14 protein-coding genes are annotated in these 17,541 nt (G+C 37.8%); 2 read left to right on the forward strand and 12 right to left on the reverse strand.

Going from position 1 to position 17,541, the window contains the following annotated elements:
- Positions 1-20: 20 nt before the first annotated feature.
- The 12 genes from KCTC52924_RS17315 to KCTC52924_RS17370 all read right to left on the reverse strand — a co-directional run bounded on the left by KCTC52924_RS17315 (position 21) and on the right by KCTC52924_RS17370 (position 16,027).
- Positions 21-2,279, reverse strand: a complete 2,259-nt coding sequence (locus tag KCTC52924_RS17315; protein ID WP_251806016.1) for a cation-translocating P-type ATPase — start codon at positions 2,277-2,279, stop codon at positions 21-23.
- A 106-nt stretch (positions 2,280-2,385) separates the two neighbouring features.
- Positions 2,386-2,949, reverse strand: coding sequence for a helix-turn-helix transcriptional regulator (locus KCTC52924_RS17320; RefSeq protein ID WP_251806017.1), 564 nt, complete (start codon positions 2,947-2,949; stop codon positions 2,386-2,388).
- Positions 2,950-3,197: 248 nt separating this feature from the next.
- Positions 3,198-4,997 (reverse strand): efflux RND transporter periplasmic adaptor subunit, encoded by a 1,800-nt coding sequence (locus KCTC52924_RS17325; protein WP_251806018.1) that lies wholly within the window; start codon positions 4,995-4,997, stop codon positions 3,198-3,200.
- Between the two features lie 11 nt (positions 4,998-5,008).
- On the reverse strand, positions 5,009-5,488 hold the full coding sequence (locus KCTC52924_RS17330; RefSeq protein ID WP_251806019.1) for a DUF305 domain-containing protein: 480 nt from the start codon (positions 5,486-5,488) through the stop codon (positions 5,009-5,011).
- A 136-nt stretch (positions 5,489-5,624) separates the two neighbouring features.
- Entirely contained in the window at positions 5,625-6,212 is a 588-nt protein-coding gene (locus KCTC52924_RS17335) for a DUF2911 domain-containing protein (protein WP_251806020.1), read from the reverse strand.
- Between the two features lie 212 nt (positions 6,213-6,424).
- Positions 6,425-6,889, reverse strand: coding sequence for a DUF3347 domain-containing protein (locus tag KCTC52924_RS17340; protein ID WP_370671550.1), 465 nt, complete (start codon positions 6,887-6,889; stop codon positions 6,425-6,427).
- A 52-nt stretch (positions 6,890-6,941) separates the two neighbouring features.
- Positions 6,942-7,394 (reverse strand): heme-binding domain-containing protein, encoded by a 453-nt coding sequence (locus KCTC52924_RS17345; protein ID WP_251806022.1) that lies wholly within the window; start codon positions 7,392-7,394, stop codon positions 6,942-6,944.
- On the reverse strand, positions 7,395-7,997 hold the full coding sequence (locus tag KCTC52924_RS17350; protein WP_251806023.1) for a DUF3347 domain-containing protein: 603 nt from the start codon (positions 7,995-7,997) through the stop codon (positions 7,395-7,397).
- A gap of 47 nt (positions 7,998-8,044) precedes the next feature.
- Complete coding sequence (locus KCTC52924_RS17355; protein WP_251806038.1) at positions 8,045-10,453, reverse strand: multicopper oxidase domain-containing protein; 2,409 nt, start codon at positions 10,451-10,453, stop codon at positions 8,045-8,047.
- A gap of 60 nt (positions 10,454-10,513) precedes the next feature.
- A complete protein-coding gene (locus KCTC52924_RS17360; protein ID WP_251806024.1) occupies positions 10,514-11,728 on the reverse strand; it encodes a TolC family protein in 1,215 nt (404 codons plus the stop codon).
- Positions 11,725-15,465: an efflux RND transporter permease subunit gene (locus KCTC52924_RS17365; RefSeq protein WP_370671482.1), complete on the reverse strand. Its 3,741-nt coding sequence runs from the start codon at positions 15,463-15,465 to the stop codon at positions 11,725-11,727. Before KCTC52924_RS17365 ends, KCTC52924_RS17360 begins: the two co-directional genes overlap by 4 nt.
- A 145-nt stretch (positions 15,466-15,610) precedes the next feature.
- Positions 15,611-16,027 (reverse strand): HYC_CC_PP family protein, encoded by a 417-nt coding sequence (locus KCTC52924_RS17370; protein ID WP_251809383.1) that lies wholly within the window; start codon positions 16,025-16,027, stop codon positions 15,611-15,613.
- 284 nt (positions 16,028-16,311) lie between these two features.
- Between KCTC52924_RS17370 and KCTC52924_RS17375 the strand changes: the two genes are divergently transcribed.
- Positions 16,312-16,734 carry an HYC_CC_PP family protein gene (locus tag KCTC52924_RS17375; RefSeq protein WP_251809384.1) on the forward strand — a complete coding sequence of 141 codons (423 nt, stop codon included), beginning with the start codon at positions 16,312-16,314 and terminating at the stop codon, positions 16,732-16,734.
- A gap of 171 nt (positions 16,735-16,905) precedes the next feature.
- Positions 16,906-17,487 (forward strand): AraC family transcriptional regulator, encoded by a 582-nt coding sequence (locus KCTC52924_RS17380; protein WP_251809385.1) that lies wholly within the window; start codon positions 16,906-16,908, stop codon positions 17,485-17,487.
- The last annotated feature ends 54 nt before the right edge of the window (positions 17,488-17,541 follow it).

Genomic DNA, 17,541 nt, shown 5'->3' on the forward strand with positions numbered 1-17,541 from the left:
ATTTGAATTTATAATTAATATTAAAGTTTCACTCGTTTAAGTCTTAAGCTATTTGCTACTACAGATACGCTACTGAAAGCCATCGCTGCCCCTGCAATCATTGGGTCCAATAAAAAACCATTTATGGGATACAGTACCCCGGCAGCAATAGGAATCCCAATGATGTTATAAATGAATGCCCAGAACAAGTTCTGACGAATGCCCAATACGGTTCTTTTTGAAAGTTCCAATGCTTTGGGAATGGATTGTAAATCCGAGGTTATCAGTGTTATTTTTGCTACATCCATCGCTATGTCCGAGCCTTTACCCATTGCGATACTTACATTGGCCTGCGCCAAAGCGTGAGAATCGTTGATACCATCGCCTACCATTGCTACTATCTTTCCTTCTGCTTGTAATTGTTCAACAAAAGCAGCTTTGTCCGAAGGCATTACTTCGCCTTTATAATTTGATATTCCCACTTGTTTTGCCACAGCAGATGCAGTTTTATTATTATCTCCTGTAAGCATATATACCTCAATACCTCTTTCTTGAAGAGTAGCTATCGCTTTGTTTGAAGTTTCTTTTATCTTGTCTGTAATGGCAAGTATCGCTAACACTTGTTTTTCACTACCAAAGAATATTACAGTTTTTGCCTGATCTTCTAGGCTTTCTGCGGCTTGCATTAGGGATGAATCGATTTGGACATTATTATCGACCATTAATCTATGATTACCCACGTAATATTTTAACCCGTTTTCTGTTTTAGCTTTTACACCTTTTCCCGTAATACTTTCGAAGGAAGTAATTTCTGCTGGTTCAACATTTTGCTCTTTCAAATGGTTAACAACCGCTTCCGCTAAAGGATGTTCGGATTGTGACTCAACAGCCAAAAGTATTTTTTGGTATTCATTCTCATTTTCGAGTTTTTCTTTCCAAAGTATATCAGTTACCAACGGTTTCCCTTCTGTAATGGTGCCTGTTTTGTCAAGGATTACCACATTTACTTTATAACCAAGCTCTAAACTTTCAGCATCTTTTATAAGAATATTGTTTTCGGCTCCTTTACCAATGCCTACCATTATGGCCGTAGGTGTTGCCAATCCCAAAGCACAGGGACATGCAATAACCAATACTGCAACCGAAGTTAATAAGGCGTGGGAAAAAGCATTATCGCCTCCTACTAACATCCAAACAATGAACGTAATTATGGATATAACTAATACTATAGGCACAAAAATACCAGCAATCTTATCGACAAGCTTTTGGACGGGGGCCTTACTTCCTTGGGCTTGCTGTACCATTTTGATGATTTGTGACAGCAAGGTTTCGCTTCCTACTTTTTCGGCTACAAACTGAAAGCTCCCTTTTTGGTTTACCGTACCTGCAAATACTTTTTCATCCTTTGTCTTTTCTACTGGGACCGGCTCTCCTGTAATCATACTTTCATCTACATAAGATCTTCCTTTGGAAACTTTCCCGTCCACAGGAATCTTTTCTCCAGGACGTACCAAAATGGTCTGACCTACTTGCACGGATGAAATAGGAATTTCTATTTCTTCCCCATTCTCTATGATTTTAAGTGTTTTAGGTTGTAGGCCCATCAGCTTTTTTATGGCCGAAGAGGTATTGGATTTCGCCTTTTCTTCCATTAGCTTCCCCAATGAAATAAAGGTTATAATTACTGTAGCCGCCTCATAATAAACATGAGGCTCAATACCACGACTCAACCAAAATTCAGGGAAAAAAGTATTAAATAAACTAAACAGGAAAGCGATTCCGGTACTTAAAGCCACCAATGAATCCATATTTGCTTTACCGTGTTTGGCTTGCTTATAAGCATTGATGAAAAAACTGCGCCCGAACCAAAAAAGAATTGGAATGGTCAATACCAATGAAGTCCACTTACCCGGTTCCCATTGCATATAGAACATTCCCACCACAAAAATCGGTAGGGTAAGAATGGCCGACCAGATAGTACGCCTTTTTATGTCTTGGTAGTTTTTTTGCTGAAGTTCTCGTTGCACTTCAGTAGGATCCTCTGCATCTATAATAATATCATAACCTACTTCGCGAAGTGCATTTTGAAGTTGATTGTGGCTTAAAGCCTCGTCGTACTCCACGAGCACAGAACTATTGGCGAAATTTACACTTGCATCAAATACACCTTTTGTGTGTTTTAACACAGATTCGACGCTAGATGCACAAGATGCGCAGGTCATTCCCGTAACAGGGAATGATTCTTTTATCCCCTGTTTCTTGTTCTTTTCTTTGGTTTCAAATATGTTAACTGTCTCCATAATCCTATTCTTATTTGTATACTACAAATTTCAAGATTAAAGGACTTCAATGTGTTGTGTTATAAGCTGAATGATTTGTAGAATTTACCGATCAATCTTTTTGTAGCTAAATTTCATCAATAAATTTTCTATTTTTTTCAGTACCTTTTTTAAATTGCGAGGGTGTCATACCTGTTATCTTTTTAAACTGATTACTTAAATAGGCCACGCTACTATAGTGAAGTTTAAAAGCTATCTGACTCAAGGTTAGTTCGTCATAAACGATGAGTTCTTTTACACGTTCAATTTTTTGACTAATGATATATTGTTCAAACGTGATGCTTTCTACAGATGAGAAAAGAGAACTTAAGTATTTATAATCAAGATGTAGCATCTCACTTATATGGTCCGCCCATTTAATATCCAACTCTTCCGACGAATGATGGACCTTGTCTATGACCAATGTTTTCATTTGTTCAATAAGCTGACTTTTACGATCGTCGATTAAACTGAAACCGGATTCCTGAAGTCTTATGGATAATGCGAATTTTTTCTTCAAGGCAAGTGCTGAAGGTAATTCTACTTCTCCCAATTTGATAGAAGTATATGGAATCTCCAGTTGTTCCAGAATATTGGATACTGCCGCAATACATCTTGGACAGACCATGTTTTTTATGTATATGGTTATCATATTCCTCTAATTTCAAAACATTTTAAACACTGCCCTATAAAATGGAAAATAACTACCAGCTATTCCAATAGTTATAAAAATAAGCGCCAATACCGCCAAAGTGATGATTTCGCAAAATCACTTATAGATTGACGCTTTTTTTCATTTTTATCAACTTTTTATCCTAGTTTTATACATCAACGTTCTCCTTTATAAACCAAGGTTACTTATAGTCTTATTCAGATTAATTGATTGATCCATAATTCGTTTTAATGTAGCGTTGCTTTTACCTCGCCACATTTTAACATTGCTGCTCCATAATATGGGTTGCGGATCTCCTTTTCTAAACTTAACCAGTAAGCGCCTTTGTCATCATTAGCCATAGGGCAAAACTCTACGTACACCTCTTGGTCGATCCCAAATAGCTGCACACTACTTATCATATGGGCAGATAGATGGTTAAAATGTCCTCTTTGCGTTGTTAATTCCGAAGTACTCCCAATGGCATTGGCGGATTTCTTCAGTTCGTTTTGAATAGTCATCCAATGGTTGTGTGCTTTCTCATCTTTGAGTAGCTTCATATCTACCTTTGCTAAATTTTCTCCAATATTTTTTGCAGCCCTTTGGGCGTCATTGCCCTTATCACTGACCAATGCATCCTTTAATAGGATATAATCATCAAAAACTTGTTTCAACTGCTTTTTAAACTTATCGGAGACTTGCAGCCTTTCCTTCATCTCAGAATGATCGGTTATACCCGCATTTTCTCCCGAACTATCTTCCTGCATTCCAAAATGACCTTCGTGGCCTGTTGTTGTTTTACCTCCTTTGGCATTCATCATGCTCCTTTTGCCCTGTAACTGTGCAGCGGCATCTACTGTAAAGGTCCCATTAGTTACCACTACATCCCCATTTTTAAGCCCTTCCAGTATCGTATAAGTGTCTCCGTTGGCATCGCCTAATAACACTTCCCTCATCTCGAAAATAGCCTCGTTAGGATCTGTTTTAACATATACTAAAGAGCGCTCACCAGTCCACATAACCGCTGTTGAGGGTACGGAAATGGTATTCTCGGTTCTTGTTTGTGTGCCTTCGATAATACCTTCAACAAACATTCCTGGTTTAAAGAGGTCATTCTTATTTTTTAAGACCGCTCTTACGACCACCGTTCGTGTAGCTGAATTTAATAGGGGATCAACAAACGTAACGTTGGCATCAAATACTTCATTGCCATAAGCGTTGGTAGTTACTTTGATGTTTTGTCCTTTTTTCAAGGAAGAAAGTTGGTTTTCGTAGGCATCAAATTCTGCCCATACTGTGTTAAGATTGGCAATTTTGAATAAGGGTTGTCCTAGCTTTAAATAATCTCCCTCTTCCACCATTTTCTCCGTTACTGTTCCTGATACTGTTGCAAATACAGGAAAGTTCTCCTGGACTTTTCCAGCAGCTTCTATTGCATTAATTTGCTTTTCCGAAAGTTTCCATAATTTAAGCTTGTTCCTAACAGCCTTGTACAGTTCTGGTTGCGATTGTTTTAAAGAGGAAGCGGTAAGTAGCTCTTGCTGTGCTGCAACTAATTCTGGGGAATAAATGGTGGCCAAGCGTTGCCCTGTGCCAACACGTTCCCCTGTAGAATTTACGTATAGTTTTTCAATTCTTCCTGCAAAATAGGTAACCTGTACGGCATTTGTTTCTTCATTGGCTTTTATCTTTCCAGACAATTTAAGGGAATTCTTTCCCATTTGGCCCTGTCCTACTACCGACGTTTGGATATTGGCCAAAGCCATTGCATTTTCGGTCATTTTAATTTCATTGGCACTAAGACCATCTGCACCAGTTTCGGCCGGTATTAAATCCATCCCACAAAGAGGACAATCTCCTGGTTCTGGTTGCATAATCTGTGGGTGCATAGAGCAGGTCCACATTTGGTTAGAAGCTATTTCTTCTGTATGATCGTGGTTGTCTTTGGAATTTGCAGCCCTATCCGAAGCATCACCCCCAAAAAGGAGATAGCCACCCAACAGCCCAACAATCAAGGCAACACCTATGTAAATTATATTCTTTTTCATTGTTTGTATATTTATTTGTTATTCTCCAATCGTGTTATCATTGCTTTCATTTCTGTAATCTCTTTTTCTTGTGCTTTAATTATATCTTCTGCCAATTTCTTAACTTCTGGATCTTGTATATCAGCTCGTTTACTGGTCAATAAAGCAATTGAGTGATGCGGGATCATAGCCTTCATCCAGAGTACATCGCCAATAATTGGGGCCTGGGCCCTAACAAGACTAAATGCACCTGCGAATAAAACAATACTCCCCAAGACGATCGAGATATTTTTCTTTTTATTATTATACATATTACGCATCACCAGAAACATTATAATAGCCATTGCAGCGATGCCCAAGCAACTCATATAAAATCGTGTTAAACTAAAGTAAACATGGTCTAACTCATAGGTATTCAAATACATTGTAATGTACATTGCTACAAAGGATGCCGCCAACATTCCTACGAATTTTGTGTAGTTATTATTCTTGTGTTGATTTGAATTTCCCATCTTATGTCGAGTTAAGAATTATTAATTTTCGTTTCTTTTCAATTATTTTTTCAATAGTTGGTAATAAAGTGTTTAAAAGTAAAAACCACTTAGTAGTGTGTTTGACTTATTTTTATAACCTTATGCCTATTTACCATTATTGTTTTAATTGAAAGTTGAAACTAACAAATACTCTTTCCCAAGCTAGTGATATAGCCCCTTCTTTCTCATTAGCCTTAATAATCTTATATTCTAAGTGTTCTATTATTTCACCTGATGTTTTTGGTATAGCCTTAAAACGTAAAACATCATCCTTTTCATTGTACTCATCTTTCCCGTGTTGATTCCAATTAGAATTAAAAATAACGGTCCATTCATTCTTTGAAGGAATAGTGAAAAATCCATATTTACCAGCAGGTAACACTTTATCATCAATAATTAAATCGTTGTTGGTCTCTATCCAGGTAGCCATATGTGCACCAGCTTGCCACACCTGATCGTAAGCCAACAAACCACCAAATATCATCCTATTTCTCACCCCAGGTGATGAATAGTTGATTTGAATTTGAGTATCACCAATTATAACTATTGTTGAAATATGTGGACTCAATACTTTTTGTGGCGACTTGGATATAGTTTCTATTTGTGATTGTTCAGGGATTATTTCGGCTTCTTTTTTTTCTTGTTTACAGGCGGTGAAAACAAGTGTGTATAACAATAGGCTAAAAGGGATACGTAGTCTCATAAGATTTATTTTTTCTTCCTTTATCTTTATAAAAAGTGTTTTTAATGATTATTCATTTGTGCCTGACACGGGAAGGATTTACCATTAAATGTCAAATTTATTTTCCTTCCCACGACAGGACTTAAAGACTATTCAGACATCTTAATCATCTTATAACCTTCTTGTTAACTGATAAACCAGAATATTGATAAGACGTCTTAAGGAATAGATATCTATTGAATAGTTTTTTGAACTTTTCCGCATTTAAGCATTCCGCTACCATAATAGGGATTTCTAACTTCCATACTTGTACTTAACCAAACACTACCCTTATCATACATTGGGCAAAATTGTTCATACAAAGTGCTTTTTGTCCCTGTAATGGCTACCATATCAGTAATATCCTTGCTCAAAATCTTAAAGTGCTCCCGTTGATGATCTATGGCACTTTCAGAAATATGCTCTGCGTGTTCAATAGCATCTTCAAAGATATCGGTTAGTTCTTCTTGTTGTTCCTTTGTATAACTGCTCATTTCAAACGCTTTAAGAGAGGCTACCAGTTTGGTGCCAGATTGTGCCGCTACTTTAGCGCCATCGCCTACCAAAGCATCTTTTAAACTGAAATAATCACTTAATATAGCTTCTGCTTTAGCATCAACACTCTGTGCATTGGTAAAAGAAACTACTAACAATAGCATTCCTGCAATACTCATTTTTAAACTTTTCATTTTATTAAATTTTAATTAATAATTATAAACTGTCTTTTAATCGTGTGATCCAAGTGATCATTTCTTCTGCTTCTGCCTTTGAAAACGCCGCATCTTTATGAATTAAAGTGTACGAATATAAAGGCATTTCCCCGCTTTCTATTTGCTTGATAATTGATCGAAGTTTACTTGATTTTCTTCGGCTTGAAAGCGAATCCCATTCGCTGAAATTAAGATCAGCTTTACCTTCTTTAATATGGTCTTCCAAAATCCAAGCGGCAGGTTGAATCCTATTATACCAAGGGTACTTGGTATTATTACTGTGGCAATCATAGCAAGATACCTGTAACTTCTCCTTAATAGCTGGCGGAACATTATTAACCAACATAAAATCAGATGAAGGAACAGTATCACTTTGATTGCGTTCTGTGGGAATAAATTGAATTCCCACAAACGCGACCAATAATACCAATACTATGATCTTTACAATTCTCATTTAATTAATCTCTTTTTGAACCTTGCCACAATTCATCATTTTGCTTCCGTAATAAGGATTTTTAATTTCCTTGCTCATACTTAACCAAGCACTACCGCTATCGTACATTGGGCAAAACAGCTGGTATACTGTGTTTTCAGATCCTGTAACGGCAACCATATCGATTATATCCTTACTCAACATTTTAAAATGCTCACGCTGATGGTCTATATCACTGTCAGAAATATGTTCTGATTGCTCAACAGCATCTTCAATAATATCCTTTAAATCTGCTTTTTGTGCATCTGTATAATTTGAAACATCAAGATTTTGAAAACTTTTTGCCATAATTACTCCAAGTTCTTTGGCTTTGGCATTATCATCTGCAACCAAAGCATTTTTAAGATTGAAGTAGTCATTTAATACGGTTTCAGAATTACCGCTACCACTCATTACAATCTCCTTTTTATTACCATCGTGATGGCCATCACTGTTGTCGTGATTCATTTCTGAATGGTTCCCATCAGTCTTGTTTTGTTCCTTTTTATTATCCTTACAAGATATTGCTGTTAAGGTTATAAATGTGAACACAGCTATACTTAATGTTGATTTTAATTTACTCATATTGTTTTTGATTTTAATTGTTGATATTATTATTATTTTAAGGGCCATTAAAAACGTGCTGATAGTCCGCCACCTGCTCCAAAACGGTTATCATAACTACCCATAATTGAAAGGTTTTTAGACAAGAAATATTCAATCCCGGTACTCCAGGTTGCTTCTTCTTTAAAGTTATCTCCTTGTGGTAGCTTGTCTACCCATCCAAAATCCGCTTGATACTCGTACACTCCAAAAACAACAGTTCTCGGAAAAATAGTTATCGCACGACTCAAACTAATTTGTGGACGTAGCTTACTATCCATACGCACATCAAGATTAAACAAATAGGGTGTTAAATACCGTATTCCTGCTATAGCAGTTGTGTTTATTTCGTCCAGACTATCGGCATCTTCGTTTTCAACATTAACACCTCCAAAAACACGTAAATAATCGTGTAGATAGCGTTCATAGGTGAATTCTGCCTCAATGTTTTCATTCCATCCGTATTCTGCCGAAAACGTAAACTGATTTCTTATATTGGATGTCATTAACGTAGCTCCAGTCATATGCGAAGCAACATCGACCATTCCCCAAGAATACCATTGATCTGTTTCGTGGATTAATTTTGAAACAGGATATGCTTTCATTCTAATATCCCTTGGCGTATCGTAGCTCATTACTCTGGCCATACCGCCCATCATATGGTATAGAATATGACAATGAAAAAACCAATCCCCATACTCATCGCCATAAAATTCAATAGTAATTTCCTGCATTGGCGGGACATTTACCGTATGCTTTAATGGCGAGTATTCCCCATTTTTATTAATAACCCTAAAAAAATGACCGTGTAAATGCATTGGATGGTGCATCATGGTCAGGTTATTCAATTTGATTCGGGTAACTTGATTTCCCTTTATTTTTATCTTATCGGTTTCAAACAAGGGAACCCCATTCATACTCCATATATACCGATTCATATTCCCGGTGAGGTTCAGTAAAATTTCATTTACTGGTGTATCTTTCGCATATGTGGTTTTTACAGGGGACTTCAAATAATCGTAATTATATTCTGAAAACATACCTGCTTCGCTAGCAGCCAGGTCCATCCCCTCCATGGTGCTTGGGTCCTTACCATTCATATCCATCATTTTGGATTTTGCAGGTTCTGCCATTCCTGCCCGTCCAGCATGCGGGTTCATATCACCATTTTCCATTTTAGAATGATCCATATGGGTCATCGTAGAATCCATTGGCGTATCATTTTCCATTACCTCCTTTTTCATATTAGAATGATCCATCTTCATCGTCCCGTTCATTTCCATCCCTTTCATGTCGTCCATTTTCATCCCATATTCCTCTTTCATTTCAAAACGTTCGTCCTTGCCCGGTCGAAATTTTAGCGCGTGAGCCCCCATTTTCATCTTCATTTTGGCCATTTCCTGCATCATATGGATTTTGTCAGGTCTCGGAAGAATATCAGCAGGCAGAATTTCACCATTACCGATGTATGCCATGGCAACCCCTGAGCCATCTTGCACCATTGATCGGAACTCTATTTTACCATTTTCCGGAACGGTAATAATAAAATCATAGGTTTCTGCAGTTGCAATAAAGGTTTTGTTTCGTTTTACGGGAACAATGTCAATTCCGTCAGCAGAAACCAATGTTGGTGTTGAACCACCAAACGTCAACCAGAATTGTGAAGAGGCAGATCCGTTGATAATTCGTAACCTTACTTTTTCACCTGGATGAAATTCGGGATATTCCGCAATTTCTTTACCATTGACCAAAAATGCAGGATAATAGATATCTGCAATGTCGGCACCTTCCATGCGTTGGCGCCAGAAATCGAGTTGTGCGCCAAACGCACCTCGTGCAATTACTTTATTTAAAGGTGTAGATGTACCTTTCCTCATTTGGTACCACTCATTGCCCCGCTTAAGGTTTCGTAGCACATCCATTGGTTTTTCATTTGTCCAGTCGGACAGCATCAATACTAACTCTTTATCATAATCCAATTTTTCTTCTTTTGGATGGATGACAATTGATCCGAAAACTCCACTTTGTTCCTGTAACATGGTGTGCGAGTGATACCAATAGGTTCCATTTTGTCTGATTTCAAATTCATATTTAAAAGTAGTTCCGGGCTTTATTGGTGGGGTTGTCAAATACGGAACACCATCGTAAAAATTCGGCAAAAGAATTCCGTGCCAATGAACCGAAGTTTCAACGCTCATTTCGTTCTTCACGTAAATAACCGCATATTCGCCTTCAGTAAATTCAAGTATTGGCCCCGGGATTGTTCCGTTGACGGTCATCCCCATTACTTCCGTACCCGCTTTGTTTACCATTTCTTCTTTAATCGTCAATGTGTATTCGTGCACAGGTAAATTGTCCACATTGCCTTCAACAGATTGCGCAAAAAGTGTTGGACAGCCTATTAACAGGAGTAGTATTAAATATTGTATCGCTTTCATGTTATTCATTTTCTCTATTTTAATAAAAATTCTTTCTTCCAATTACCCCGAATCCTGTTATTATTGATTCGTTAAATAATTGATAAGAGAGGACTGGACGTAATACAGCTTTACGGTCTCGATCTGTGCCATTTGAAACTTCAATTGCAACTCCTGAACGTCCAGGACGTTATTGAAATTAATAGTTCCCGTTTCATAGTTCTTGATAAGGATTTCTTCGGCATATTCAGCTTGTTTCAGGTTCTTGTCCTGTGTAGTGAATTTAATCCGCGACTGATTACGTTGAGATATGGCTTTTGATAGATCCGCTGTCAGTACATTCAGGAGTTCCTCTTTCTGGGATTGTATCTCTTGCTTTCGCAATTCATTTTGTTTGGTTTGGGATTTATATTTATTGTTAAAAATGGGGATGGATAAGGAGACCATGGGCATAACCATATCTTTATAGGAACTGGTTATCATAGGGCTATTTTCTTGATTGATATATTGCACCCCAACCCCTACCATCGGACCACTTTCCTTTTGGTTTAGCAACTCGGCCTGTTCAACCGATTGATAGAGCTTGTTATATTTAAGCAACTCTGGGTTTATAGACAGGCTCTCGTAGCTAAAGAAATTGTCGTCTTCCGGAATTTCCAGAGTAGAAACCACTGATACCTCTAAATCATATTCCCGATTCATTAAACTGTTCATCGCGGCCTGTATGCCTTTGTTTTGCTCCATTAAAACATCTTTCTCCTGTTTTAGCTCGTTCTGTCTGATCTGTAATCGCAATACATCCACTGCCGAAGCCTTGCCCACTTCCAAGGAGGTGAGTGCAAGGCGTTCATAGGTTTCCAAAAGCGCTATGTTCTTGTCAAGTATTTCCTGCTTGGCTCTTATTTCATAGAGCAGATAATAGAATTGGGAAACGGAAAGCACAAGCTTTCGCTTGGCAATGGTAACTTCAACAAATTGGGCATCTGCCATTGAGGTGGCATAATTCTTCCTTGCCGATATGGTTCCAAACCACGGTAGCATTTGCATTACAGATGCATTAAATTGCTCCATAGGCATATCCATTTCAGGAGCTATGGCCATAACCCCGAAATTAAAATCAGTATTTGGCAAGCTGTTCACTTCATTTACTTTTTCGGAAGCGATCTGATACAGATAATCAAACTTTTGAATCTCTGGATTATTGGTCAATGCTTCCTCAATAAGGTTCTCTAGATCTTGTGCCTTTGCGAAAGCTGAAACAAACAACACACAGATTAAAATTATTATACGTTTCATTTTGCTGCGTTTTTAAGTTTAACTTCGGCTCTCCAGCTATACAATACCGGAACCACAAATAGGGTCATCAATGCTATAAGCATACCTCCAAAACTTGGAATTGCCATAGGAATCATAATATCACTTCCACGCCCTGTGGACGTTAAAACCGGCAATAGCGCCAATATGGTTGTTGCCGTGGTCATTAAACAAGGACGAATACGTTTTTCTCCAGCCTCAACTACAGCGGCTCTTATTTCCTGTTTTGTTTCGGGCGTATTTCTATCAAAGGTTTGGGTCAGGTAGGTTGCCATTACCACACCATCATCTGTTGCAATACCGAACAAAGCAATAAAACCAACCCAAACGGCGACACTTAAATTAATGGTGTGCATTTGAAATAAGTCCCGTAAATTCTCTCCAAAGAAGTTAAAGTTTAGGAACCAGTCCTGCCCGTAAAACCAGATCATCAAAAATCCTCCTGCAAAGGCAACTGCTATCCCTGTAAAAACCATTAAGGATGTGGCTACCGATCGGAATTGGAAATACAAGATCAAGAAAATGATTGCCAAGGCCAAAGGCACCACAAGCGATAAGGTTTTCTCCGCTCGTAATTGATTTTCATAGGTTCCCGTGAACTGATAGTTAATCCCTTTAGGCACAATCAGTTCTCCTGAATCGATTTTTCCCTGGATAAGCGCTTGCGCATTCTCCACCACATCTACTTCGGCAAAACCATCAATTTTATCAAAAAGAACATACCCCACCAGGAAAGTATCCTCACTCTTTATGACTTGCGGCCCTTGCTCATATCTAATAGTAACAAGCTCACTTAAGGGGACCGGACTCCCCTTTTCTACGGGAACATAAATATCCTTCAGATCATTTGGGTTTGCGCGCAATTCCCTTGGATAGCGAACTCGAATACCATAACGCTCCCTACCTTCTACCGTCTGTGTAAGCACCATTCCTCCAATGGACACTTGTATAACTTGTTGCACCTGCGCTACGGTAATTCCATATCGGGCAAGTCGGTCTCTGTCAATATCCAACAACAGATAAGGTTTCCCTACAATACGATCAGCAAAGACCGCTTCATTCTTAACACCTTCCGATTGTTTTAATATGCCCTCCAACTGCAGTCCAAAGGCTTCTATCTCCTTTAAATCTTGCCCTTTCACCTTAATACCCATAGGAGCCCGCATCCCTGTTTGCAACATCACCAATCGTGTTTCAATAGGTTGTAATTTAGGCGCCGAGGTAACCCCGGGAAGCTTTGTGACTCTAACAATTTCCTTCCAAATATCATCTGGGGATTTTATCTCTGGCCGCCAGTTTCTAAAGTATTCCCCATCATCATCTGGAATAAGTTGTGCACTGCTCACAGAAAATGGGTCCTTTAATTTAGATGTATCGTAATTAGCATTCTCCTCCCCTATTTCATTATTTGGATTTGAAACCAAACTTCCATCCTTGAGAACAAATAATCCATCTTCATTTACTTTAAATCGCTGTCTTTTCCTTTTCTCATTTTGAATGTATTCTGATTTGTATTGGATTATGTTTTCATACATCGACAAGGGTGCTGGATCCAGTGCCGATTCCGTACGACCGGATTTACCAACAACTGTTTCAATCTCAGGAAGGCTAGCAACTGCCATATCCAATTGTTGCAATACCCGTTTGTTTTCTTCAACGCCAGAATGCGGCATGGAAGTCGGCATCAACAGAAAAGAGCCTTCATTCAGGGATGGCATAAATTCCTTACCGGTATTACGCATAATCAACACACCAAAAATTACTATGGCTGTGGGTACGGAAAGAAATAACAATTTATTGCGCAATGCCCAATTTAAAATTCGCACATAATAGTTTCTAAAAAGTGTAAACACTCCAAGAAGACCAAAACAGATGAGACCTACGAAAATTAAATTTATAAAGAAGCTTCGATCTACTCCCAAGGGCCTCCAGTATTCTGCCAATAAAAATATAATGGCAAAGGCAGACACAAATATGTTAACGTCATTGGCACGTTTTGGGGTAATCTTTTCCTTTAACGATAGGAAGCCTACTACACCAAATGCCACTAATATTAATCCAAGAGGGTATCCAAAAATAACAGCCAACACACCTACGATTATCATTGCTCCATTAAGCATATAACGAAAGGAAGTCTTTAAGCTGCGCTTTTTAAACAAATAGGCTGCAAACGGGGGTATTAAAAATAAGGCCACGATCAGGGATGCGGTTAGGGCTGCTGTTTTAGTAAATGCCAACGGCCTAAACAATTTACCTTCTGCACCGATCATGGTAAATACCGGAATGAAACTTATAATAGTGGTCATTACCGCTGTCAATATAGCCCCGGAAACTTCAGCGGTTGCATTGTACACAACGGTATTCATGGGTACATCATCGTCGTTTTCATCGATATGCCGCAGCACATTTTCCGTAAGAATAACACCCACATCAACCATGGTACCAATAGCAATCGCAATACCGGATAGCGCAACAATATTGGCATCTACATTAAACAGTTTCATGGAAATAAAAACCATCAATACCGCTACTGGTAAGAGACCGGATATTAACACCGAAGCCCTTAAATTGAATACCATTATAATGATTACGAAAATGGTGATTAAAATCTCCAATGATAGTGCCTCGTCCAACGTTCCCAATGTTTCTTGAATGAGTTCTGTTCTGTCATAAAAGGGAACCACGGTAAGCTGGGACGTTCTACCATCACTCAAAACTTTAGAAGGTAGGCCTGAACTTAGCTCGTTTATTTTCTCCTTCACGTTGTTAATGACCTCCATTGGGTTGGCACCATAACGCGCGACCACAACACCACCTACAACTTCTGCCCCTTCTTTATCTAAAATTCCTCTTCTTGTAGCGGGTCCATGAGAAACTTTTGCAATGTCCTTTAAGCGTATAGAGGTGAAATTTTCTGATGTTACCACAGCATTTTCCAGGTCGGCAATGGATTTAACATACCCCAGGCCACGTATCAAATATTCCGCCTGATTAATTTCTATGGTTTGGGCACCTACATCCTTATTACTTTGTTTAACTGCTTTTACAACATCATCTAATCCGATTTTGTACTGTTTCATCAACTCTGGGTTGACATCCACTTGGTATTCCAAAACGTAACCCCCAATAGAGGCCACTTCAGATACACCGCTTGCCGAAGACAGTGCATATTTCACGTAGAAATCTTGGATACTTCTCAATTCATGTAAATCCCATCCCCCTGTTACGTTTCCGTTTTCATCCCGGCCTTCGAGCGTGTACCAATATATTTGGCCAAGTCCAGTAGCATCCGGTCCTAGTGCCGGATTCACTGCATCAGGTAGTAGTCCTGCTGGGAGTGAATTTAACTTCTCCAGTATTCGGCTTCGGCTCCAGTAGAATTCGATATCCTCTTCAAAAATGATGTAGATACTTGAAAAACCGAACATAGAAGAACTACGTATGGTCTTAACTCCCGGGATTCCTAAAAGCGATGTGGTTAACGGATAGGTAATTTGGTCCTCAATATCTTGTGGAGAACGGCCATCCCATTTCGTAAATACAATTTGTTGGTTCTCACCAATATCAGGGATGGCATCTACGGCTACAGGGTTACGTGGCAATGGACCTGTATTCCATTCAAAAGGCGCATTTATGACTCCCCACCCTACAAACAAAACAAGTAGTAATACGGCAATAAGTTTATTCTCTATGAGAAATTTGATGCTTTTATTTAGCATTTGAATCAATTGTTAAACAGTTAAACATTGAATAAGATCCTGATAACATCAGAAAATTAAGGACAACGAAATAAGCCCAAAATGGCAGGAACCACAGGGCAATTTTTCCAATCCGATTAGTTATCGGACCGGAAACTGTTTAAAATCAAATTAAATACGTCTCGTGAAGCTTTTGTATATCCGTTATCAGAAACGGAGGTGCATAATCTCTAAATGGAACGATGCTGGTATCCAGACCATCGAAGAGATTTAAATAAGTGTAGATAAAAGCAGTGGCAAATAACTGTTGGTCTTTATCTAACCTATCAAACGATGTTTTTAAAGTGTCTTGTCCTTCAACAATCACTTCTTCATCACTACAGCAATCTTTTATTGAAATGTCACACTCTGATGACGGTAATTGCTGATGGACTTCCATGCCACAGGTTTCAACGTGCCCAAATAAGGAGGAATCCACTAAAATACCACCACAGTAATGACTATCAACAGTAAACGAAACAGTTGACAGTAACACAACAAGTGCTAGACTAAACGATGCTATTTTATGAAAAACCTTTTTCATTGGTTACAAATGTATAAAATAATAATGCCAATAAGTGTATTTAACAGTTCTTTTGGATTTCGGAATATAAATTTATCCAAAGAGATGCCTGCATAATATTAGTAAATAAAATTCTTTTACAATTATTAGAATATGACATTGGTCATATTCTTGCTGCATGCAAACAACTATATTCGTACAATACATTTACCCAAAAATCATAAACGCTTGATAACTATATTCAATTATATCACGAAATAAAAAATGATTGAACGTTAAACAAAATTCGTTAAATTCATTATACTGTGAAATCAACTTTTACTAGAATAACGACCTTTTTATTAGCAGTTTTCATACTGTTTTCTACCTTTTCTTTTACGGTAGATATGCACTTTTGCAGTAATAGATTAGTGGACATGGCTATTTTTAGTAGCGCAGAATCCTGTAAGGACATTGCTCAAAATAAAGATAATACTTCCAAGCAATGCACTTCTATACAAGAAAAAGATTGTTGCGATAATCAGACTTTTGTAAAGGAAGGAGACGATACTTTCAAAAAGTCAAATACTATTATAGGGGTTGAAACTCTTGTATTCTTAAACACCTTTTTTTATTCTCATATCAATCGTTTTGAAGGGTTAGAGGAAGACGCAGTTTCATTTCAAGCCTATAGGCCGCCTCTATTATCTTCTGATATAATAATTCTGAACGAGACCTTCTTAATTTGAATTTCCATATTGCAGGTTAAATTTAACCTGTATCGCCTTTATAGCCACTGTTTCACTTCTGGCTAACATATGTTGTACCCTATTCTCAACAACACTACACATCACTAACCCTGCAAGGGTTCTGCATTTTAACACATTGAGTTAGAATTCAATGACAATACAATAAATACTATGAGCAAGCCAAAAGAATTTTGGATTAAGAATATGGTCTGTAATCGCTGCCTAAAAGTAATTAAGCAAGAACTACAGGAACTTGGGGTGTTGGTACTTTCATTAGAATTGGGAAGATTGTTAGTTGAAGCTCCGAATAAAACAAAAGATGAAATTGTGAATATAATAACAACTGTTCTTCACGCAAATGATTTTGAAATAGTTCAGAACGAAAACGATATGCTAGTAGAAAGAATCAAAATTATTCTAATAGGAGAATTGCAAGAATTACCCTTGCAGATTAAGGTGAAAACATCTGAGCTATTAGCATCAACTCTTCACAAGGATTACAAGGCTTTAAGTAAATTATTTTCTGCTAATGAACAAACAACTATTGAAAAATACTTCATCAAATTGAAGATCGAAAAAGTTAAAGAGCTCATTCAGCTTAAACAATATTCCTTTTCAGATATAGGATACTTATTGGACTACAGCAGTGTCAACCATTTGTCCAGGCAATTTAAAGAAGTAATAGGAGTGTGTATGACCGATTATAAAAACACAGAAAATTGGAAACGAAATTTTTACGATGAAATTATATAGATAAAAACGAAAGTTATGCAGATAAGACTTCTGTACAAACAATAATTTTAATGT

The sequence above is a fragment of the Arenibacter antarcticus genome (assembly GCF_041320605.1).
Taxonomy (GTDB): Bacteria; Bacteroidota; Bacteroidia; order Flavobacteriales; family Flavobacteriaceae; genus Arenibacter; species Arenibacter antarcticus.